Source organism: Actinoplanes solisilvae (assembly GCF_003999975.1).
In the GTDB taxonomy this organism is placed as follows: domain Bacteria; phylum Actinomycetota; class Actinomycetes; order Mycobacteriales; family Micromonosporaceae; genus Actinoplanes; species Actinoplanes solisilvae.
This window is the reverse complement of sequence record NZ_RJAC01000054.1, coordinates 1-19,935: the sequence shown is the minus strand read 5'-3', so window position 1 is coordinate 19,935 and position 19,935 is coordinate 1. Positions and strand designations below refer to the sequence as shown.

The following is a 19,935-nucleotide window of genomic DNA, read 5'->3' as shown; positions in this document are numbered from 1 at the left end:
CGACCGCAAGGCTTCCCACTTCACCGGATTCCTGCGCCTGGCCTGCGCTCTGATCTGCTACCGCCGAGCCGCCCGCCTCAACCTCCTGACCAGCAACAACCCCTAATGAGATGCGGTCTTACTCGATCCTCGAGTTGCCCGAGGTCATCTCGGCCACCTCTGAGGCCCGGATGATCCAGCCTACGACCAGGGATCCTCCGCGGGGGCGCCGCCGCGGAGGAAACCCGGAGAGATACTCGAGGAATGAATACTCGCAGTGGTGTTCTGGCCGCGGTCGTGGCTGGCCTGCTTGCCCTGGCCGGATGCTCCGGCGGCCGGGCCAGGCCGACGTCCGCCGTGCCCTCACCCGATGTGGGACAACCGGTTGTGCTGGACTCCCGGGTCCCCGGCTGGCAGACCTCCGCCTGGCTGGCCGGTGACTCGTTCTGTGTCCGCGGCGCCCGGCTCGGCGGTGATCCGGCCGGGAACAGCGTCTTCTGTGAACCGGCGCCGGCCGCCCTGAAAAACCCCGGACCCGCTCTGCTCCCTGCCAAACCCCTGCCGTACCTGGCTCCGGCTGATCCACGGGCGGAAAGAATCCTGCTGGTCGGAACAGTACGCGGTCAGGTTGCCACCGTTTCCACCACCATGCTCGGCGAGGATGTCACCGCCGAGGTTCACCCGCTCCCCGTGACTGGTGGACGCCATGTCGGAGCGTACGCGGTCTGGCTTCCACGCGGCCACGGCGACCAGGAGGGCATGAGCCTCGACGACATCGTGAGGGTGATTGGTCGAGACGCCGCCGGCAACGAAGTGACCCGATTGGGCTGACCCGGCCCGGCTACGACCGAGTCAGGGCGCCGGGAGAAGCCACTCGTCGGCGAGCAGGCCGTAGATCAGGTCATCGGTCCACTCGCCCTTGATGAACGTCTGCTGCCGCAGCAGGCCCTCGCGGGTGAAACCGAGCCGTTCCATCAGCGAGGCCGACGCCACGTTGCGCGAGTCGCACTCCCCCGCCACCTTGTGCAGGCCCTGCACGCGGAACAGGCGGTCGAGCACGGCGCTCACCGCCTCGGTGGCGTACCCGTGCCTCTGATGCTCTGTCGCCAGGGTGAAGCCGATCTCGGCCTGTTTGAGGTTGTCGTGCAGATGGACGGCGACGTCGCCGATGAGCTCGCGGGTCGAGGTGAGCTCGATCGCGTACTGGAACCAGCCGGCCTTGTCGGGGTCGGAGGCGATGAAGTTGGCCACCGCCGTCTCGGCCCTGAGCTGCGAGAACGGCGCGTCCCAGGACTGGTAGCGGGCCACCGAGGGGTCCGAGCGGTAGGCGGCCAGCACGGGGGCGTCGGCCGTGCGGAAGCGCCGCAGGATCAGCCGGTCCGTCGCGATCAACATCCCCCGAGGATAGGCCGGTGGCCTGCCGATCAACGCGGACGGGACCCTATACAGTGACAGCTCCTAATCTCTCCGGGACTGGGGGCGGTCATGCGTCCGGAGCCGTTACGCCCGCGTGATCCGGCCAGGCTGGGCTCGTACGAGCTGGTCGGCCGGCTCGGTGAGGGCGGCATGGGCACCGTGTTTCTGGCGAAGACGTCTGCGGGCTCGCAGGTGGCGGTCAAGGTGGTTCGTGCCGATCTGGCGCCCGATGACGAGTTCCGCCGCCGGTTCCGCAGCGAGGTCGCGCGGGCCCGGCAGGTGCCGCCGTTCTGCACGGCCGAGGTGCTCGACGCCGACCCGGACGCCGAACATCCCTACCTGGTCGTCGAATACGTCGACGGGCCGACGCTCGCGCAGGTGGTCGACGACCGCGGACCGCTGACCGCGGCGAACCTCCACAGTGTTGCGATCGGGGTGGCGACCGCGCTGACCGCGATCCACGGCGCGGGCGTGATCCACCGCGATCTCAAGCCGCGCAACGTGCTTCTCGCCCCGGGCAGTCCGAAAGTGATCGACTTCGGGATCGCGCGGGCGATCGAGAACACCGGCACGGCGAACACGTCGCCCGAGTTCATGATGGGCACGGTGGCCTACATGGCGCCGGAGCGGTTCGGTGACGGCGAGGTGCCGCTGACCGCCGCGGCCGACGTTTTCGCTTGGGGCGGCGTGGTGGCGTACGCGGGCACGGGTCGCACGCCGTTCGGTGGTGACTCGCCGCTGTCGACGGCCGGGCGCATCCTCACCGCCGAACCCGATCTGTCCGGCCTGAGCGGTCCGTTGCGCGACTTCGTGGCGTACGCCCTCAGCAAGAACCCGGCCGACCGGCCCACCGCCCGTGAGCTGCTCGACCTGCTCGTCGCCGGTCCTTCCCGGCCCGCCGCGACCGCCGCCGCGCTGGAGGATCAGCCCGACCTGCGCGCCGCGGCGAGTCAGGCCCAGTCGGTGACCGGGCTGATGCCGGCGCCCGATCAAGAGCCGACCATCACCGTACGGGTCGATGCCGTGCCCGGTCTGGCCGCGCCGGAGAAGCCCGATCGGCGGCACCGCTGGTTCCTGCCCGCGGCTGTCGCCCTCGTCGTGCTGGCCGTGATCGCGGGAACGATGATGCTGGTCTTCGGGCAGCCGTCCGAGCCGGTGGACGGGTTGCGCGACGCTCTCGTGCGGGTCACGCCGAGCGAGGTGCTGGGGCCGGAGCTGCTCGTCGACGACCTCGACAAGGATCGCTTGTGGCTGGCCAAGACCGAGCCGGACGGCCGTTCGTCGTGCACGTTCATCGGTGGCGAGCTGCACGCGAAGATCAAGGCGCGGCCGCTCTACAAATGCCGCGGGCCGCAGGACAACCTGCCCACCAACCTCAGCATCGACACCGACGTACGGCTGCTCACCGAGCACTCGTGCGCGGCGGTGTGGTTCCGGTTCAAGGGGCCGCGCGGCTACCTGGTGCGGGTCTGCCGCAAGAACGTCTTCGTCGGCACGCACAAGAACAGCGAGGTCGCCGTCTCGCGCACGCTGCCGTTGGACAACCCGATCCCGGTCGGTGGTCCGGCCGTACGGATCGGGTTGCGCGTCACCGGCGAGACCGTGAGCGTGAGCCGCGACGGGGTGCCGGTCGGGGACGCGCCGTTGGGCGACGCGGACATCAGCGGGCGCAGGGTGCTGCTGGGCGTCTATCCCGACCGGGACGCGCCCGCGGACGCGCCGGCCGAGGTGGCCTTCGACCGCATCGAGATCCGCGGGCCGAGCGTGCGCTGAGCGGGCACGCCCGGCCGTGGGATCCGGTCAGTCCTTGGTCAGTCCGGCCCGGCGCAGCGCGTCGGCCATCGCCCCGCCGTTGAAGTTGCCCTGCTGCTGGCCGCCGCGCTGCCCACCCTGACGCTGGCCGCCGCCGCCTTGACGCTGCTGGCCGCCGCCTTGACCGCCTTGACGCTGCTGGCCACCGCCCTGACGCGGCCGGCCGCCGCCCTGGCCTTGGCCGCCCTGAGCGCCCTGTGCGCCCTGTGCGCCTTGCGGGCGGTCCTCGCGCGGCTTGCGTACCGGCTCGTCGGACAGGCGCATGGTCAACGAGATGCGTTTGCGCTGCTCGTCGACCTCGACCACCCGCACCTTGACCACGTCGCCCGACTTCACGACCTCGCGCGGGTCCTTGACGAACGTGTTCGACAGCGCCGACACGTGCACGAGCCCGTCCTGGTGGACGCCGATGTCGACGAACGCGCCGAACGCGGCCACGTTGGTCACCACGCCCTCGAGCACCATGCCCGGCTTCAAATCGGCGATCTTCTCGACGCCCTCGGCGAACGTGGCGGTGGTGAAGCCCGGCCGCGGGTCACGGCCCGGCTTGTCCAGCTCGCGCAGGATGTCGGTCACGGTGAGCACGCCGACCGCGTCGGTCACGAACTGCTCGGGACGCAGCGCGCGCAGCAGCGGGCTGTTGCCGATGAGCGACTTGATGTCGGTGCCGGCCGAGGCGAGGATCGTACGGACGACGGGGTAGGACTCGGGGTGAACCGCTGACGAGTCGAGCGGGTCGTCGCCGTCGGGGATGCGCAGGAAGCCGGCGCACTGCTCGAACGCCTTAGGGCCCAGCCGCGCGACCTTCTTGATCTCGCCGCGGTTGCGGAAAGGACCGTTCGCGTCGCGGTGCAGCACAATGTTCTCGGCCAGGCCGGTGCCGATGCCCGACACGCGGGCGAGCAGCGGCGCCGAGGCGGTGTTGACGTCGACGCCGACCGCGTTCACACAGTCCTCGACGACGGCGTCGAGCGACTTCGACAGCTTCGACTCGGAAAGGTCGTGCTGGTACTGCCCGACGCCGATCGAGCGCGGGTCGATCTTCACCAGCTCGGCCAGGGGGTCCTGAAGGCGGCGGGCGATCGAGACGGCCCCGCGCAGCGAGACATCCATGCCCGGCAGTTCCTGAGACGCGTACGCCGAGGCGGAGTAGACGGACGCGCCGGCCTCGGAGACCATCACCTTGGTCAGCTTGGCCTCGGGGTGCCGCTTGATCAGATCGCCGGCGAGCTTGTCGGTCTCGCGCGAGGCGGTGCCGTTGCCGATCGCGATCAGGTCGACGTTGTGCTTGCTGGCCAGGACCGCGAGCTTGTTGATCGACTCGTCCCACCTGTTCTGCGGCACGTGCGGGTAGATCACGTCGGTGGCGACGACCTTGCCCGTCGGGTCGACCACCGCTACCTTCACCCCCGTACGGAATCCTGGGTCGAGGCCCATCGTGGCGCGGGTGCCCGCGGGCGCGGCGAGCAGCAGGTCACGCAGGTTGGCGGCGAAGACCCGTACGGCCTCGTCTTCTGCCGCCTGCCACAGGCGAACGCGCAGGTCGGCGCCGAGGTGGATGAGGATGCGGGTGCGCCAGGCCCAGCGGACCGTGTCGAGCAGCCAGCGGTCACCCGCACGGCCCTGGTCGCTGATGCCGAAACGCCCGGCCACCCGAGGCTCGAACGTGGACTCGTCCTCGGGCTCGGGCTCCATCGTGAGATCGAGAACGTCCTCCTTCTCACCCCGCATCATCGCGAGGATGCGGTGCGAGGGGAGCTTCGCGTACGGCTCGGCGAAGTCGAAATAGTCGGCGAACTTGGCGCCGTCGGTCTGCTTGCCGTCACGCACCTTGGCCAGGAGCCGGCCCCGCGTCCACATCCGTTCGCGCAGCTCACCGATCAGGTCGGCGTCCTCGGCGAAACGCTCGATCAGAATCGCCCGCGCCCCGTCGAGGGCGGCCTGCTCGTCGGCCACGGCCTCATTCGTGAAGGCCGAGGCCTCCGTACGAGGGTCGAGGTTGGGATCGGCGAGGAGCTTGTCGGCCAGCGGCTCGAGGCCCGCCTCACGGGCGATCTGGGCCCGCGTACGCCGCTTGGGCTTGTAAGGCAGGTAGATGTCCTCGAGGCGCGCCTTCGAGTCGGCGGCCAGGATGGCCTGCTCGAGTGCGTCGTCGAGCTTGCCCTGCGAGCGGATCGACTCCAGCACGGCGGCGCGCCGGTCCTCCAGCTCGCGCAGATAACCGAGGCGCTCCTCGAGAGTGCGAAGCTGGGTGTCGTCGAGCGCGCCGGTCACCTCCTTGCGGTACCGGGCGATGAACGGGACCGTGGCCCCGCCGTCGAGAAGATCGACCGTCGCGGTGACCTGACCCTCACGGACGCCGAGTTCGGTGGCAATGCGCTGATGGATGGCTGTCGTCACGGCGTCGATTCTCTCCGACGGCCGCGCCGCTTGTCCCGCCACCCCGCGTGCAGGCCGTGCCATGTCGCCCGCCGGTGTACCGGACCTTTCCGAGGCCCTTCACATTCCCGCAGTTCACAGCCTTGTGTTCGCCCCTAACACAAACTGCTCCGCGCACTACGTAGGAGGTACTAGAGACATCTGATCGGGGCTTTGGCAGTCTTGTCACATGACGCTTGTTGTCCGGGCGGTCGCCGCCACCGATCAGGGCCTGGTCCGGTCCAACAACGAGGACGCGGTCTTCGTCGGGAACAGGCTGCTAGTCGTCGCGGACGGCATGGGCGGACTACCCGCCGGCGAGCTGGCGAGCGACATCCTCGTGCAGGCGCTCAGCGTCGTCGACGCGATGCCCGACACCGGCGAGGCGCTGCAAGATCTGCTCGCCGCCCTCGAAACCGCGAACGGGCGCATCGAGGCCGCCGTGGCCGACGACGACGCCCGCGACGGCATGGGCACGACGGTCACCGCGATCATGCTGTCGGGTTCGCGGGTCGCCGCGCTGAACGTGGGCGACTCCCGCTGCTACCTGGTCCGCGACGGCGAGATGCAGCAGCTCACCCGCGACGACACGTACGTGCAGGCGCTGGTCGACCAGGGCGTGCTCACTCCGGCCGACGCCCGTCGGCACCCGCAGCGGGCCCTGGTGACCCAGGCCGTGCAGGGCGGGCCGTTCCGTCCGGCCGGGCGCATGATCCCCGTGCAGGCGGGCGACCGGTTCCTGCTGTGCAGCGACGGCCTCTCCGACTACGTGGAAGACAGCGTGATCGCCGAGACCCTGCTGGCCAACCCCGACCGCAAGACCGCGGCCGCCGAGCTGGTCCACCGCACACTCGACAACGGCGCTCCCGACAACGTCACCGTGATCGTCGCCGACGTCACCGAAGACTGAGCCCGGCCTGGCCGCCTCGCCTGGCCGCCTCGCCTGGCCGCCTCGCCTGGCCGCCTCGCCTGGCCGCCTGGCCGCCTGGCCGCCTGGCCGCCGGTCAAGGGTTGCCGAGCTTGTCCGACAGCCGGCCGCCGAGCTTGCCCGACAGCCAGTCGAGATAGCGGTGGGCCACGGTCGCCTTGGCCAGTGGCTCGCAGTGGAAGTTGGCGCCCTCGGCGGCGGTGAAGGGCAGGCGCTCGGCGATCTTCGGCAGCAGGTCGCAGAGCTGGGCCGACTGGCCGGGGAAGAACTGGTCGTCGGCGGCGTCCAGCACCAACAACGGTGTCGTGATTTCGGCGGCCACGTCGCGGAGCTGGTATTTCTGCACCTCGGCGAAGGTGCCGTAGGCGTCGCTCTGCCCGTAGGGACGGGCCCGGAACTCGAACTCGCGTTCCTGTCGCGGGTCGGCCGGGCCGCTGTTGAGGGCCTGGTTGAAGGCGTCCTTGTCGTCGGCGCGCAGCAGCTCGAGCAGCGGCGGAGGCAGCATGGCGTTCCAGGTGGCGGCCACGTCGACCACACCGCCGTCGACGACCGCGGCGGTCAGGCGGTGCTCGAAGGCGAGCGCCCGGGGTAGCCAGTAGCCGCCCTGGCTGATCGCGTAGCCGAGCAGCCTGTCGCCGGCGACGTCGGGGCGGCGCAGCAGGGTGTCGACGACCGGGGTGAGGACGGCCTCCCAGTCGTAGCGGAACGGCACATTCCGCTGGAACAGCATCGACTGCTGGCCGGGTCCGTCGTAGAGGAAGACGTTCCAGCCGCGGGCGAACGCCTCGGTGCCGCCGTCCGCGATCATCGAGGGCAGAGAACCGTCGCTGCCGTTCGTCATGATCAGGGTGGGCCGGGCGGTGTCGCTGTCGTCCGGTCGCAACAGATAGCCCGGGAGCGTCGTGTCCTCGTAGGGAATCGGAACCCTGACGAACCGTCCGCCCGAGGCATCGATGTAGGCGTCGAACGCGGCCTGTTGGCGCCCGAACGATGCTTCGAAGGCATCGTCGTCGCTCGCGCCGGTCTGCGCCTTGGCGTGATATTCGCTCGCCGTGAGCAACGCCCACTGGGCGTGCCGCGAACTGGTCGCGGGCGTTACACCGGCGCTCAGCGCATCCGCCGTGGCCGTCCAGGCGCTGAGCCAACTGCCCAGGTCACCATCGCTGACCTGCGAGAGCGTCGCGAACACGAGTCCCGCGTCGCCGATGCCCTGGGCGGTGGCGCCGAGCGCCGAACGGGTGTCGTAGTCGAAGGACGGGTCCTTGAAGAAAGCCCCGGCGGAGGTCCAGTTCATGCACCTCACACTCACATGCCCCGGCGCTTCGAGACGACGGAGCGCACACCTCAACGAACCCGAAAGGTATGACCGCACCAGGTTTATAGCCAGGTCGTGCATCGTCGACCGATCCAGCAGGGCCGCGGCGGAACGCAAACCGGCCGGGGCGGCGGGCAGCGGGGCGGCAGGCAGCGCCCGGCGGACAGCGACTGCGGACAGCAGGCAGCAGGCGGCGGACAGCGGGTGGCAGCGGGCGGGAAGCGGCGGGCGGCTGGCTGTCACGGATGGGGGCTGCGAAAAGCAGCGCCGCCGGGCGCGGCGCTTATCGCACGGCCGGGACCTCGACCGCCGGGAGGTCGCGCATCGTTCGTAGGGGGGAGAACCAGACCCACAGGGTGCCCAGCAGTGCGCCGACGGTGGCGATCCAGAGGGACGGGCGTACCCCGATGGCGGCCCCCAGCGCGCCGCCGAGCAGTGCGCCGATCGGGCGGATGCCGTAGTTGACCGTGCGCTCGAAGCCGGACACCACGGCCAGCATCGACGGCGGGGTGGCCGCTGTCTGCACCGAGCCGACCGCGATGTCGAGGATCATCACGCCGACGGCTCCCAGGAACTCCGCGGTGAACAGGGCCGCGAGGATCAGCGGCGCCGGGCCCTCGACCCACGGGACGAGGATCAGCGGGGCCGGGAAGAGTACGAAGCCGACGATCACGGCGCGGCCGATTCCGGCGCGGTGGCTGAGCGGGCCGGCCAGCATCGCGCCGAGCAGGCCACCGAACGCGGCCAGGCCGATGACGAGGCCGAGGACACCGGGCGGGACGTGCAGTTCGGTCGTCACGTAGAGGATGAACAGCGCGGCGAACATGTAGTTGAACAGGTTGAGTGTGGTCGCGCCGAGCAGGGTGGCCCGCAGCACGGCCGAGCGGGCCACGAACCGTACGCCCGCGGTCATGGTCTTGACCTGATCGCCCGGCTCGGCGGGGGTCTCGGGGACGCGCACGCCGCGCAGGAAGGCGGCCGAGGCGAGGTAGGTCAGCACGTCGGCGAGCAGGGCGACGGGGGCGGTCAGCCATTGCACGAGCAGGCCGCCGGCGCTCGGCCCGGCGATGTACGACGCGGCGCGGCTGCCGTTGAGCAACGAGTTGGCGGCCACATAGTCGGGGCGACGCACGAGGGCGGCGAACAGGCTGGCCTGCGCGACCTCGAAGAGCACCGTGAGCGCGCCGGCCAGGAACGCGACGAACGCCAGGATCGGCAGGGTGAGCGCGTCGACCCACCAGAGGACCGGCACCGTGAGCAGCAGGAACGCCCGGCCCAGGTCGGCAACGATCATAATTTGGCGCTTGTCGGGGCGGCGGTCGACCCAGGCGCCGGCCGGCAGCGAGAGGAACAGGTTGGGCAGCAGACCGGCGGCGGTCAGATAGCCCATCTGGGCCGGCCCGGCCCCGACGGCCAGAACGGCGAGCAACGGTACGGCGATGAGGGTGACCTGGTCGCCGATGAGCGAAACGGTCTGGGCGGTCCAGTAGCGCCGGAAGGCCGCCTCGCGCAGCAGGCTAGTCATTCGGCACCGACAGGTGGATGAGCTGGATCGGGCGCGTGCCGGGTGGTCGCGTGGCCGGATCGGTGGCCCGCTCGTCGAACCGGCCGATCAGCTCGTCGATCTGCCCGGCGAGCTCGCGCAGTTCGGCCGCGGTGACGTGCACGAGGTAGTCGCTGAAACCGGCCGCGGCCCGCCACTCGGCCGTTTCACCGGCGCGTTCGGTCAGATAGTCCTGGGCGCGCTGCACGAGGCTGCCCAGCAGCACGCGGTTCAGCTGATCGGCGGCGGCCCGCATGGCCGGATCGTCGCTGTCGTCGTCCCACGACGTCGTCTGCGCGGTGGCCCGCCAGGGCCGCTCGCGGGCGTCGGCGCCGGGGATCCGCTCGGCGAAGCCGTACTTGGCCAGCTGGCGCAGGTGGAACGAGCAGTTGGGCACGTTGTCGCCGAGCCGGGCGGCCGCCTGCGTGGCCGTCATCGGACCCTCGGAGCGCAACAGGCCGATGAGGCTAAGGCGTAACGGGTGGGCGTAGGCGCGCAGGGTGCGGGGATCGGTGACCTTCAGTTCGTCCACACCCTAGAGAATGCTTTAGAAAGAAGTCTCTAGCAAGTGCGAGCGCCAAGCAGCCGGGGACGGGTGGGGCAAATGATTGCGGGTGAGGTGGGGGCGGTGGAGGGGTGAGGAGAAGGTCGGGCGAAGTGAAGGCGGCGAAAGAGGGGGCAGGCCAAGCGGGGGCAGGCCAAGCGAGGGGGCGGGCCAAGCGAGGCCTGGTTTCTCAGGGTCGCGAGATCGGGGTCGAGTCGGGGCGGTTCCCGATGCCGCGCGGTGCTCCCAGGACCGACGATTGATGCATCAAGGCGGCGCAGGCCTTGACCGACTGGAGGAAAGAGACCGATGAACACCGTGCACGAAAGCATGTCCCGCCAGGGCCTCACCCGGCCGCGCGAGGGCCGGCTCATCGCCGGTGTCGTCGCTGGGCTCGCCCGCCGCTTCGGCATCGACCCGTGGCTGGCCCGGCTGCTCTTCGTCGTCGTGCTGCTCGCGATCCCGGGCAGCCAGATCCTGGTCTACCCGATCCTGTGGATCGTGATGCCGTCGGAGCAGCCCGCCTACGCGACCCCCTACCCGCCGGCCGTCTGACCCCCGAGCTTCTCCCTTTCGCTGTGAGGCGGTCGGCTTGCCGGCCGCCTCACCCATATCCACAGCCCGGCGGCGCCCACGGCGACCACGAACGGGATCGCTCCGGCGGCCGACACGGCGTCGCTGAGCCAGCGCTGCACGCTCGACGCGGCGTTGATGACCGGGTCGGTGCCGGCCAGCCGCAGATTGCCGGCCAGCCGCAACTCGTACCAGCCGTAGTAGGCGACGTAAAGCCCGCAGATCACCAGTACGGCTCCCCCGAGCCGCGGCACCAGGCCGAGCAGCCGCCGCATCCGGGTGAGCACCGAGAACCGGACCAGCGCCACCGCCACGGCCGTCGCGCTGACAACCAGAGCCATGCCCCCGGCGTACGCGAGGAAGAGCGCGACGCCGGAGCCGATCGAACCCGCCCGCAGGCTCGAGACGACCAGGGCGAGGAACGGCCCGACCGCACAGCCCAGCGAGGCCACGGCGTACGCCATCCCGAAGAGCACGGTCGACCCGGTCGACCCGGTCAGGGCCGGTGCCCGTACGTTCGGGGCCGGCAGCGAGCGGCCGGCCAGCAGCCAGGCGCCCAGCGCGGCCAGGCCCACCCCCAGTACGACTGTCAGCCAGGGCAGACGCGGTTGCAGGACGTCGGCGATCGGGGTCAGCACGAGACCGAACGCGCCGAACACCACCGCGTAGCCGAGCGCGAGTGCCGCCCCGGCCTTGAGAGCCCGCCCGACAGCGCGACGCGTCGGCTGGCCGGGGTCGGCCGCGACCAGGACCGAGAGGTAGGCCGGCAGCAGCGCGAAGCCGCACGGGTTGACCGCGCCGAGCATTCCCGCGGTCAGGGCCAGCAGCAGCTCGGCCGCCACGTCAGGCGACCAGCGACTTCACCTGGGCGGTGAGCTGCAGATCGTCGAGATAACCGGTCGAGCGGATCTTGCCTGAGCGGTCCAGGACCACGTACAGGCTCTGCTCGGTGATCTTGAATTTCTTCCAGAGCTTGCCGGCCTGGTCGTCGAGGTGCGTCACGTTGCCGACCTCGAGATCGGACACGAACTCGTGCATCTCCTTGTTCTTGCCCATGCCGGCGATGCCGAGGAAGTTCAGCCGGTCGCCGTAGACCTCCTGCAGGTCCCGTACGCTCTGCGCCTCGCTCGCGCAGGTCGCGCACCAGGGCGCCCAGAACCACAGGATCGTCGGCTTGCCGGCCAGGGTGCTCGCGTCGAACGCCTGGCCGTCCAGCGTCTTGCCCTTGAACTTCAGCGTCGCCGGCACGGTGACGGGCGCGGGAGCCGCCGAGGATGTGGAAGCAGGCGCCACTGAAACCGGGGCAGCGACGGGGGCGGGCGCCGCCGGCTCGCTGGAGCACCCGGCCGCGAGCAGCACACCCACCGCCGGCACCAGCAACGCCCGCCGCCTCATTTGGTCGCCTCTTCGGTGAGCCGCAGCGCCAGCGCCGGGCAGACGTTGACGGCCTTGCGGGCGCCGTTCTCGAGCCAGGGCGGCAGCGGCGTCTGCGGGAACGCCGGGAACCCGTTCGCGTCCAGCCGGATGATCTCGGGCGCGACCGCCGAGCACAGGCCGTGACCGTCGCATCGCGACCAGTCGACCGCGAGCCGGCGGGCGCCCTGCTCCGCCGTGTAGGGCAGGGGCAGGATCCCGCGTACGCTCTTGCCGCAGCCCTCACCGTTCGTGTGCGCCTCGACGTCGCGGGCGAACACCTCGAGCGCCGACAGCGCGAAGCGTGCCGTGCCGTCCGGGTGGCTGCACGCGCCGCGGCCCTTGACCACGCCGGCTGCCTGCCGCACGTTCTCGACCGCGTTGCCGCCGAGCGAGACCAGCGTGACCGCGCGGGCCAGGTCGGGCAGGCCGAGCCGGCACGGGCCGCACTGCCCGGCCGATTCGCCGGCCAGGTATTGCACGACCTGCGAGACCTCGCCCAGCGGGCAGGTCTTCGAGCCGATCGGGATCAGCATGCCCGCGCCGAGCGTGCCGCCGACCGCCGCGAACCCCTTGCGGGAGATGGTGACGGTCTGCGCGGCCTCGGCGCTGATCCACTTGCCGTGGTAGCCGCCGACCAGCAGGCCGGGACCGATGTCGGCGCCGCACATGGTCAGCACGTCCATGAGCGGGGTGCCGGTCGGCGCCTCGACCACGGCCGGGTTGCTGGCCGAACCGCCGACGGTCAGCATGACCGTGCCGGGCTCCTCGGGGATGCCGACCGCGTTGTACTCCCACGGGCCGAGCCGGGCCGCGATCGCGAGCTGCGAGTACGTCTCGGCGTTGCTGAGCAGCGTGGGCAGGCCCATCACGCCGTTGTCACTGGAACGCACCTTGCGGCCGGGCGGGATGTGCGCCTCGCCGTTGATGCCGCGCACGAGCGCGCCGCCCTCGCCCGAGATGAACCGGTGCGGCACGGTGACGATGCGGGTCGGGCAGGGCATGCGCCGCTCGGCCAGGGCCGCGGTGATCGAGCTCTGGCCGATGCCGTCGTCGGCGATGCCGATGACGATCTCCTCCGCGTCGAGCGCGGCGGCGGCCAGTGCGGCCCCGTCGAGGATCAGGTGCGGCGCGCGGGTCAGGATCGCCTTGTCCTTCCAGGACGGCGGCTCACCCTCGGTCGCGTTGACCACGATGACCGGCGGCAGCTCCTGGCGACGGCACGAGTCGAGCACGGCGCGCACCTTGCGGGCGAACGGGAAGCCCGCCCCGCCGCGGCCGCGCAGCTCGATACGGTCGGCCAGCCCGATCAGCTCACCCGAGGACAGCGCGGCGAACCCGCCGTGCACCTCCTGGTGGGCGATCAGGTCGAGACGGCCGTACTCGTCGAAGCCCGCGGTGATCCGCGGAGTGCCGATCGAGGTGACCGGCGGAACCTGCGACGCGCTCAATTCGCTTCCCCTCGCAGCTGCGACCAGTAACCGTCGTCAGCCGCTTCTTCGTCGTCCCGCCCGCGACCGCCTCGGCGGCCGGAAGGGGCGGGGTCCTGCTGGTCACGCCGGGCCCGGCGCGACGCCATGTCGACCAGGGTCGGCGTCTCGTCCGGCTCGATGTACGGGCCGCCGTCACCCATCTCGACGAACCCGCTGCGGCTGTGCCGTCCCGAGTCGTCGCGCCGCGACCGGGGCGCTTCGGCGATCTCGTCGTCGTAGCGCGAGCGGCGGGCCGGCGGCTCGTCGTCGGCGTAGCGGGAGCCGCGCTGACGAGGCACGTCATCGTAGCCACCCCGGGAGTCGGCACCCCGGGAGTCGTCGGACAGCGGCATGTCGCCCCGGCGGCGCGAGCGCGGCGCGGGTTCGTCGTCGTCGGCGTAGCGCCGCCCACGCGGGGCGGGCTCGTCGTCGTACCGCATCCGGGTGTTGGTGTCCTCAAGCTCCGGACGCCGCATCCGCGTGCTGGTGTCCTCGACCTCGGAACGGCGGCGCATCCGGGTGCTGGTGTCCTCGAGCTCCGAGCGACGGCCCATCCGGGTGCTGGTGTCCTCCAGCTCCGAACGACGCATCCGGGTGCTGGTGTCCTCCAGCTCCGAACGACGCATCCGGGTGCTGGTGTCCTCCAGCTCGGGGCGGCGCATGCGGATGCTGGTGTCCTCGCCCGGGTAGCGGCGGCCGCGCGGCTCGTCGTACTCGATCTCGTCCTCGTAGCGGCGGCCGCGGCGCGGCTCGTCCTCCTCGAAGCGCTGCATAGCCCCGGTGGGCTCGTCGTACGTCTCCTCGGCGCGGGCCCGGCGCTGGCGGGGCGCGACCAGGTCTTCCTCGAACGGCGGGGCCAGCGGCGGGGCGGTGACCTCGGCCGGGCGGAACGTGTCGACCACGGCGACCGGGCCGAGCGTCTGGGGCTCGACGGGGGCGGGCTTCTCCCGGCGTCCGGGGCGCTTCATCGCCGGCGAGGTGGTCGGCACGAGCGAGCCGACCGGCTTCATGCCCCCGGCCGAGGCCGTGGACGAGAAGTCCTTGCGGCGGTTGAGCGACACCGACAGACGTACGGCCAGACCGACGAGCACACCGAGCACACAGACGACGTAGCTGACGGTGACCCAGGTGGCCGCGGGCCGGCCCGCGAACAGGCCGTGGGTCAGAGCGATCGGCCACATCAGATAGCTGACGGCGTGCAGGCTGCGCCACAGCCAGGGCTTGCCCCGGCCGATGAAGCGCGAACGGGCCAGGCCCGTCCACATCACCAGGATCATGATCCAGCCGGAGATCGTGCCGAGACCGACGAAGACCTTGTTGTAGCCCGGCACCAGGAACGGGATGAACGCGTCGATGGCCGAGATGTGCTTCTCGACGATCTTCATCCACACGTGGGTGACGAGCGAGGCGACCGCGATGACGCCGGTGGTGCGGTGGGCGGACTGCAGCAGCACCCGTTGCCGGATGGAAAGGACCAGCCGGTCGGTGGCGACGAGCCCGACCATGATGGTGATCGAGAGCGACACGAGCGAGATGACGCCCATGTAGTACTCGGCGTACGTGAAGAAATACACGTAGCCGATGCGACCCGGCGCGGTCATCATCGCTACCGCCCAGATGGCCGCGATCACGCTCAGTGCGAGAACGACCACCGCCCATTTCGAGGGCGGACGGGTACCGGTAGCTCCGACATCGACGGCCACACGATTGGCGGATCGCTGGGTGTTCTTCGTCCGGGCCATTGACTCCTCGTTCTCCGCAGCGGTCACGTCCCGTGGGCGGTGGGACGCAGGCATCCGTGGGGAATGCCCCCTGCTTCACGCTCTGCCGGACAGCGATCGGCACACGGCCGGTCCCTGCCCATCCCCCAACTACGTGCCGCGCGCCGGTTCGGATGAACACCCGGTGCATCTTTTGTCGGCTACTTTCCAGCGGCACCCCGCAAATCCGTGCTGAGCAGGGCCGACGCGCGGAGAAACCCGTTGCCTAAGCGAAAATTAAGGGGTCACGGATCAGTGACCCACCGCACGCGGTGAACTTTTCGGCGTCCGGGTCCGAACCATCTAAGGTGCAGGCGGATCGACAGGCGTGCGAGAAGGAGATGATCGGCATGCGGCACCTGACCCGGGTCGGGGCCCGGATCGGCGCTGTCCTGGTCGCGGTGGCGGTGACGGCGGTGGCCCTGGGCTCCCCGGCGCAGGCCGACGTGCCGGGCTTCCAGGTGAAGGTCGGCCAGGCCCCGGCGACGTTCACCATCGGCAAGAACGCCAAGAGCCTCACCGCGGTCGTGTCCACCGACCGTCAGGGCCGGCGCTGCTTCAAGGTGCGCTGGGCGCTGACCGTGGAGACCAAGGGCATCAGCCTCGACCAGGTGCGGGTGACCCGCGTCGAGAGCGGAAAGGCCTTCGCCGTACGGGCCGGCTCGCGCGGCGACGCGGCGACGCTGGTCGACGAGCGGCCCGACCCGGGCGAGCTCTGCCGCGACCGTACGGTGACCGGCCGCTGGGACATCGCGTTCACCGGCCCGGACGACGGCGAGGTGACCTTCGGCGTCCAGGCCCTCGACGGCACCGGCCGCGTGCTCAGCTCCAGCGGCGCCCAGGCGCGGGTGGTCAGCCCGGTCGCGGCCCGCCCCAGCAAGAGCCCGTCGGCCACGCCCAAGCCGGTGCCGACGGAAGACGCTCCCGACGAGGCAGCCGTCGCCGACCAGCCGACCGAGCCGGCGTCCTCGGCCGACGCGGCCGCGCTCAACCCGGCCTCGAGCAGCTCGAACGTGCTGGGCATCGGCCTGATCGTCGGCGCGCTGATGGTCTTCCTCGGCGTCGGCATGCTGCTGCGTCTGCGCTCCCGCAACCGCCGCGGCGCCGCGATCCGCAGCGAGACCCAGGCCATGCCGACCGGCTTCTACAGCATGCCGGACAGGCGAAGGCGCTAGTACACGATGTGGCCGCGCCGCCACTGCCAGTGGCGGCCGGCCCTCAGGTGGTCGGCGATCGCGCGTTGCAGCACGGTGCGGCGCGGCAGCCGGTCGAGCGGCGTACTCAGGCTGCGGAACGCGAACCGCAGCACCTCGACGTCGGGGTCCAGCCCTTCCGGCGGTTCGTAGGGCTCCAGCTCGAACCGCCGCTGGAACCGGGCGATGTTCGAGTCGTCCGGCAGGTATTCGAGCAGTTGCGGGTCGAGCAACCAGGAACCGCAGGAAAACGCCGTGTAGCGCTCGCCGGGGAAGTGGCGGGGGAAGAAGGCCCGGGCCCGGTCGAGCGCCAGGCCGGCCCGCGCTCGCGCGGCAGCTCGGGCCCCGGCGACAACCAGCCGGAACCCCCGAGATCGGCCCGCAGCAGCGCGATCGACCGGTCGAGCAGCCACCGCAGCTCCGGCGTCCACGATTCGGACGGCCAGCCCGCGAGAATCTCGCCCGCGTCCTCCGCCCGCACCCCGAGCCGCTCAAGCAACCCGGCCGCGTCGTCCTTCGCGGGCACCGGAGCCGACGGCAGCTCCCCGGCCAGCAGGTGCAGCCGCTCAACTTCGCCGACCGGCACCCCGAGCCGCCCAGCCGTGGTCTCCAGATCCACGGCGATGACTCTAAGCGGTGTGCTCCACACGGATGACGACGGCGGTGGCGTTGTCCTCGCCGCCGGCGGCCAGGGTGTCGTCGAGCAGGGTGTGGATGGCGGCGGCCGGGTCGTCGGTGGCCAGTATGCGGGTCAGGCTCTCGTAGCTGAGCTGGTCGGAGACGCCGTCGGTGCAGAGCAGGTAGACATCGCCGTGCCGGAGGCTGACGTTCAGCAGGTCGGGCTCGGGGGCGTCGGGGTGCCCGGCATAGCGGGTCAGGCGGTATCGGGCCGCCCGCGCCTCGGGCGAGCCGGCCGGGAACCAGCCGTGCAGGATGCCGACCCAGGCGATCGTGTGGTCGGAGGTGAGCAGGTCGAGCAGGCCGTCGCGCAGGCGGTAGACGCGGGAGTCGCCGAGCTGGACGATCCAGGCGGCGGCGTCGCCGTCCTCGGCGGCCACGAAGGCGGTCAGGGTGCTCCCGGTCAGCTCGGACAGGGTGCTGCCGGCCCGGCGTACGGCGTCCTGGGCCTGGGCCACCGCCGCCCGCAGCACGGACGGGTCGTCGCCCGCGGCTGCCTCGCGCAGGAAGACCTCGACCGCGGTGTGGCCGGCGATCGTGCTGCCGGCCCCGTCGCCCATCCCGTCTGCCACGACCGCGAGCGGATGACCCGGCTCGAGGTGCATCACGTCGTAGTTGTCGTCGTAGCGCTGCCCGACGATGCTGCCGGCCGCGGCCGTGAGGCGGCGGCCGGGGGCGGTCCAGGCGACCTTGCTGATGTCCACCTCTCCTTCATAGCGGACTTGCGTGCGGAAAGGCGGGCATACACCGGCCCCCGCTCCTCGTGGGTTAGAGCGGGGGCCGGCGGTCCTGTGCGCCCGCTACGACAGCGGCGGGTACGCGTTGGTCATGAGCTGGCGGAACTGGGCGGAGAACCAGGCACCCGAGATCGGCGAGTTCGCCAGGGCGCCGGTCATGCTGTTGCCGTTGCGGGCGTTGCCGGTGTAGGTCGGGTCGCACATCCGGTCGAAGCCCTTGCCCTCGTCGTTCGGGATCAGCTCGCTCGAGCCGTCCGACTCACCCGGGGGCTTGACCCAGACGTACGCGTCGATGCCGCTGGCCGGGGCCGCGGTCGGGCGCTCGCCGAGGCCGGCGCCGGACTGGTTGCACCAGTTGCCGGCGTGGATCCGGCGGTCGATGCGCGACTCGTTGACGAACGTGTCGACGTTGGTCGAGGTGCTGGCCGCGGTGGGACGGCCGGAACCGCCCCAGCCGTTACGACTGGTGTCGATCAGCATGCCGATGTTCGAGTTGAACCCGATCGAGACCAGCTTGGTGCGGAACGCCTGGGCGAAGGTCAGCTCGTCGGTGTACTGGTTCCAGTCCACCCACTTCGACTGCCGCACGCTCTGGCCACCCACCGTGGTGGTCGGCTGCACGAACGGCTCCCGCAGCGCGGAGTAGTTGGCCGTGTTGGTGATGAAGCCGTTGACGTTGGCGACGCTGCCGGAGGCGCGGGCGGCCTCGAGCATGATGTCGGCGGTCGGGCCGAAGTTCGAGTCCCAGCCGATCCAGCCGTGGTGCGCGGCGTCGACGTAGTTGTAGCCGTTGGGCAGCGCGCCCAGCTTCTGCAGGGCGTACCCGACGCCTTGGACGTATCCGCCGTTGGCCTTCATCGTGTCGCAGGTCGCCGTGCCGCCGGGCTGGCCGGAGGTGTTGGTGACGATGTTCGGCAGCGAGTCGATCTCGATGATGTTGATGATCCGCAGGTTGGCGTACTTAGAGTCGCTCTGAATCGCGGCGATCGGGTCGATGTACTCCGACTTGTAGCGGGGCAGCTCGTTCGGGGCGAGCTCACCGTTGGAGGCCAGCGCCGAGCAGTCACGGCCGGGCAGGTTGTAGATGACGAACTGGATGTAGCCGGCGCCCTGCGCGAGGGCGGCGTCAAGATGATCCCGTACGCCCATCGAGCCGTTGGAGCTGCTGTCGTCGGTGCCCTCGATCGCGGCGATCCGGTCGAGCCAGACGGCGGTCGGGTTGCTGGAGATACGGCTGCCACCGGGCTCGGCCTCGGCCTTGGCCTTCCACTCGGGATTCACATAACCACGAGCCCCCGCGTACGGGTTGTCGACCTTGCCACCGGGCGGCGGGCTGCTCGGGGGCGGACTGCTGGGCGGCGGGCTGCTCGGGGGCGGACTGCTCGGCGGGGTGCTCGGGTTGCCGGTGCCCGTGCAGACCGTGCCGTTCAGGGAGAACGACGCCGGGCTGGTGTTGGTGCCGGAGTAGTTGGCGTTGAACCCGAAGTTGACGCTGCCGTTGGTCGGGATCGCGGTCGACCAGGACGGGTTGGTCGCCGTGACGTTCTGACCGGACTGGCTGATCGTGGCGCTCCAGCCCTGGGTGATCTGCTGGTTGCCGGGGAACGACCAGGTCAGGCGCCAGCCGCCGGAGATCGGGTCGCCGAGGTTGGTCACGGCGACGTTTCCGGTGAAGCCGGTGCTCCAGCTGTTGGCGGTGTAGTCGACCCGGCAGCCGGCCGCGGCGCTCGCACTGGTCGCGGCGAAGACGCCCAGACCGGTGACGAGCGAGGCGGCGGCCGCCGCGGTCAGACCGCGGATGAGGACAGGTCTCATGTGGTGGCTCCTCGAGACATGCGACGGCGGGGATCAGCCGGTCGAAGCATCGAGGGGCATCGCTCCCCCGGCTGTCCCGACAGCATGGCATGGGAGCGCTCCCACCGCAATCGTTCGGCCATAGATCAGAAACCATGTGTTAACACGCCCCGCGCGAGCCCACTCCACCGCCCGATCACCTCTGCCCTCACCGCCCCTCCGCCGCTGCCCTTGCGACCCACCGTTACCGCTCAGTGTGCTTTGGTGAGCACACGGTTGGTAGTCCTGCCTTGCGGCGGGACGGTCCCGGTCTGACCGACTGCTGTCGTGCCGGGTTCACGCTTCACAGCCACCCGCCCG

At 70.8% G+C, this 19,935-nt stretch carries 17 protein-coding genes and 1 pseudogene; 5 read left to right on the top strand and 13 right to left on the bottom strand.

Features of this window, described 5'->3' with window-relative positions:
* Positions 1-243 precede the first annotated feature (243 nt).
* Positions 244-810, top strand: a complete 567-nt coding sequence (locus EER30_RS49310; protein ID WP_240670754.1) for a hypothetical protein — start codon at positions 244-246, stop codon at positions 808-810.
* A 21-nt stretch (positions 811-831) separates the two neighbouring features.
* Here EER30_RS49310 and EER30_RS46040 read toward each other — a convergent pair whose 3' ends face one another.
* A complete protein-coding gene (locus EER30_RS46040; protein ID WP_127509488.1) occupies positions 832-1,374 on the bottom strand; it encodes a GNAT family N-acetyltransferase in 543 nt (180 codons plus the stop codon).
* Between the two features lie 90 nt (positions 1,375-1,464).
* On the opposite strand from EER30_RS46040, the gene EER30_RS46035 reads away from it, so the two are divergent.
* Entirely contained in the window at positions 1,465-3,168 is a 1,704-nt protein-coding gene (locus EER30_RS46035) for a serine/threonine protein kinase (RefSeq protein WP_127509485.1), read from the top strand.
* Between the two features lie 27 nt (positions 3,169-3,195).
* On the opposite strand, the gene EER30_RS46030 is transcribed toward EER30_RS46035, so the two are convergent.
* Complete coding sequence (locus tag EER30_RS46030; RefSeq protein ID WP_240670753.1) at positions 3,196-5,607, bottom strand: Tex family protein; 2,412 nt, start codon at positions 5,605-5,607, stop codon at positions 3,196-3,198.
* A gap of 208 nt (positions 5,608-5,815) precedes the next feature.
* On the opposite strand from EER30_RS46030, the gene EER30_RS46025 reads away from it, so the two are divergent.
* Positions 5,816-6,535 (top strand): PP2C family protein-serine/threonine phosphatase, encoded by a 720-nt coding sequence (locus EER30_RS46025; protein ID WP_127509479.1) that lies wholly within the window; start codon positions 5,816-5,818, stop codon positions 6,533-6,535.
* 94 nt (positions 6,536-6,629) lie between these two features.
* Here the strand turns inward: EER30_RS46025 and EER30_RS46020 are convergent, their stop codons facing one another.
* From EER30_RS46020 to EER30_RS46010, 3 genes are all read right to left on the bottom strand, one after another.
* A complete protein-coding gene (locus EER30_RS46020) occupies positions 6,630-7,847 on the bottom strand; it encodes an alpha/beta hydrolase family protein (RefSeq protein ID WP_205650722.1) in 1,218 nt (405 codons plus the stop codon).
* A gap of 304 nt (positions 7,848-8,151) precedes the next feature.
* On the bottom strand, positions 8,152-9,393 hold the full coding sequence (locus EER30_RS46015; RefSeq protein WP_127509475.1) for an MFS transporter: 1,242 nt from the start codon (positions 9,391-9,393) through the stop codon (positions 8,152-8,154).
* Positions 9,386-9,943, bottom strand: coding sequence for a winged helix-turn-helix domain-containing protein (locus EER30_RS46010; protein ID WP_127509473.1), 558 nt, complete (start codon positions 9,941-9,943; stop codon positions 9,386-9,388). Before EER30_RS46010 ends, EER30_RS46015 begins: the two co-directional genes overlap by 8 nt.
* A gap of 321 nt (positions 9,944-10,264) precedes the next feature.
* Here EER30_RS46010 and EER30_RS46005 point away from each other — a divergent pair, with 321 nt between their 5' ends.
* Entirely contained in the window at positions 10,265-10,510 is a 246-nt protein-coding gene (locus EER30_RS46005) for a PspC domain-containing protein (protein WP_127509470.1), read from the top strand.
* On the opposite strand, the gene EER30_RS46000 is transcribed toward EER30_RS46005, so the two are convergent.
* Genes EER30_RS46000 through EER30_RS45985 form a run of 4 tightly spaced genes read right to left on the bottom strand, consistent with a single transcriptional unit; the run spans position 10,492 to position 15,065 of the window.
* The gene (locus EER30_RS46000; protein WP_127509467.1) at positions 10,492-11,370 is read right to left on the bottom strand and encodes a cytochrome c biogenesis CcdA family protein; all 879 of its coding nucleotides are present in this window, start codon (positions 11,368-11,370) and stop codon (positions 10,492-10,494) included. The two genes, EER30_RS46005 and EER30_RS46000, sit on opposite strands and share 19 nt — an antisense overlap.
* Position 11,371: 1 nt before the next feature.
* A complete protein-coding gene (locus tag EER30_RS45995; protein WP_127509464.1) occupies positions 11,372-11,923 on the bottom strand; it encodes a TlpA family protein disulfide reductase in 552 nt (183 codons plus the stop codon).
* Complete coding sequence (locus EER30_RS45990) at positions 11,920-13,392, bottom strand: NADH-quinone oxidoreductase subunit NuoF family protein (RefSeq protein ID WP_127509460.1); 1,473 nt, start codon at positions 13,390-13,392, stop codon at positions 11,920-11,922. The genes EER30_RS45995 and EER30_RS45990 overlap by 4 nt, the downstream gene beginning before the upstream one ends.
* On the bottom strand, positions 13,389-15,065 hold the full coding sequence (locus EER30_RS45985; RefSeq protein ID WP_240670752.1) for a translation initiation factor III: 1,677 nt from the start codon (positions 15,063-15,065) through the stop codon (positions 13,389-13,391). The genes EER30_RS45990 and EER30_RS45985 overlap by 4 nt, the downstream gene beginning before the upstream one ends.
* A gap of 458 nt (positions 15,066-15,523) precedes the next feature.
* Here EER30_RS45985 and EER30_RS45980 point away from each other — a divergent pair, with 458 nt between their 5' ends.
* Positions 15,524-16,348 carry a hypothetical protein gene (locus EER30_RS45980; RefSeq protein WP_127509454.1) on the top strand — a complete coding sequence of 275 codons (825 nt, stop codon included), beginning with the start codon at positions 15,524-15,526 and terminating at the stop codon, positions 16,346-16,348.
* Here EER30_RS45980 and EER30_RS45975 read toward each other — a convergent pair.
* From EER30_RS45975 to EER30_RS45965, 4 genes and pseudogenes are all read right to left on the bottom strand, one after another.
* Positions 16,345-16,779, bottom strand: coding sequence for a hypothetical protein (locus tag EER30_RS45975; RefSeq protein WP_240670751.1), 435 nt, complete (start codon positions 16,777-16,779; stop codon positions 16,345-16,347). The genes EER30_RS45980 and EER30_RS45975 overlap by 4 nt on opposite strands.
* Positions 16,746-16,847: pseudogene (locus EER30_RS49305) on the bottom strand (acyltransferase domain-containing protein); the annotation flags it as partial. The gene EER30_RS45975 and the pseudogene EER30_RS49305, both read right to left, overlap by 34 nt.
* Before the next feature lie 148 nt (positions 16,848-16,995).
* Entirely contained in the window at positions 16,996-17,748 is a 753-nt protein-coding gene (locus EER30_RS45970) for a PP2C family protein-serine/threonine phosphatase (RefSeq protein ID WP_127509451.1), read from the bottom strand.
* Between the two features lie 96 nt (positions 17,749-17,844).
* Positions 17,845-19,596: a glycoside hydrolase family 6 protein gene (locus EER30_RS45965; protein WP_127509448.1), complete on the bottom strand. Its 1,752-nt coding sequence runs from the start codon at positions 19,594-19,596 to the stop codon at positions 17,845-17,847.
* Positions 19,597-19,935 lie beyond the last annotated feature (339 nt).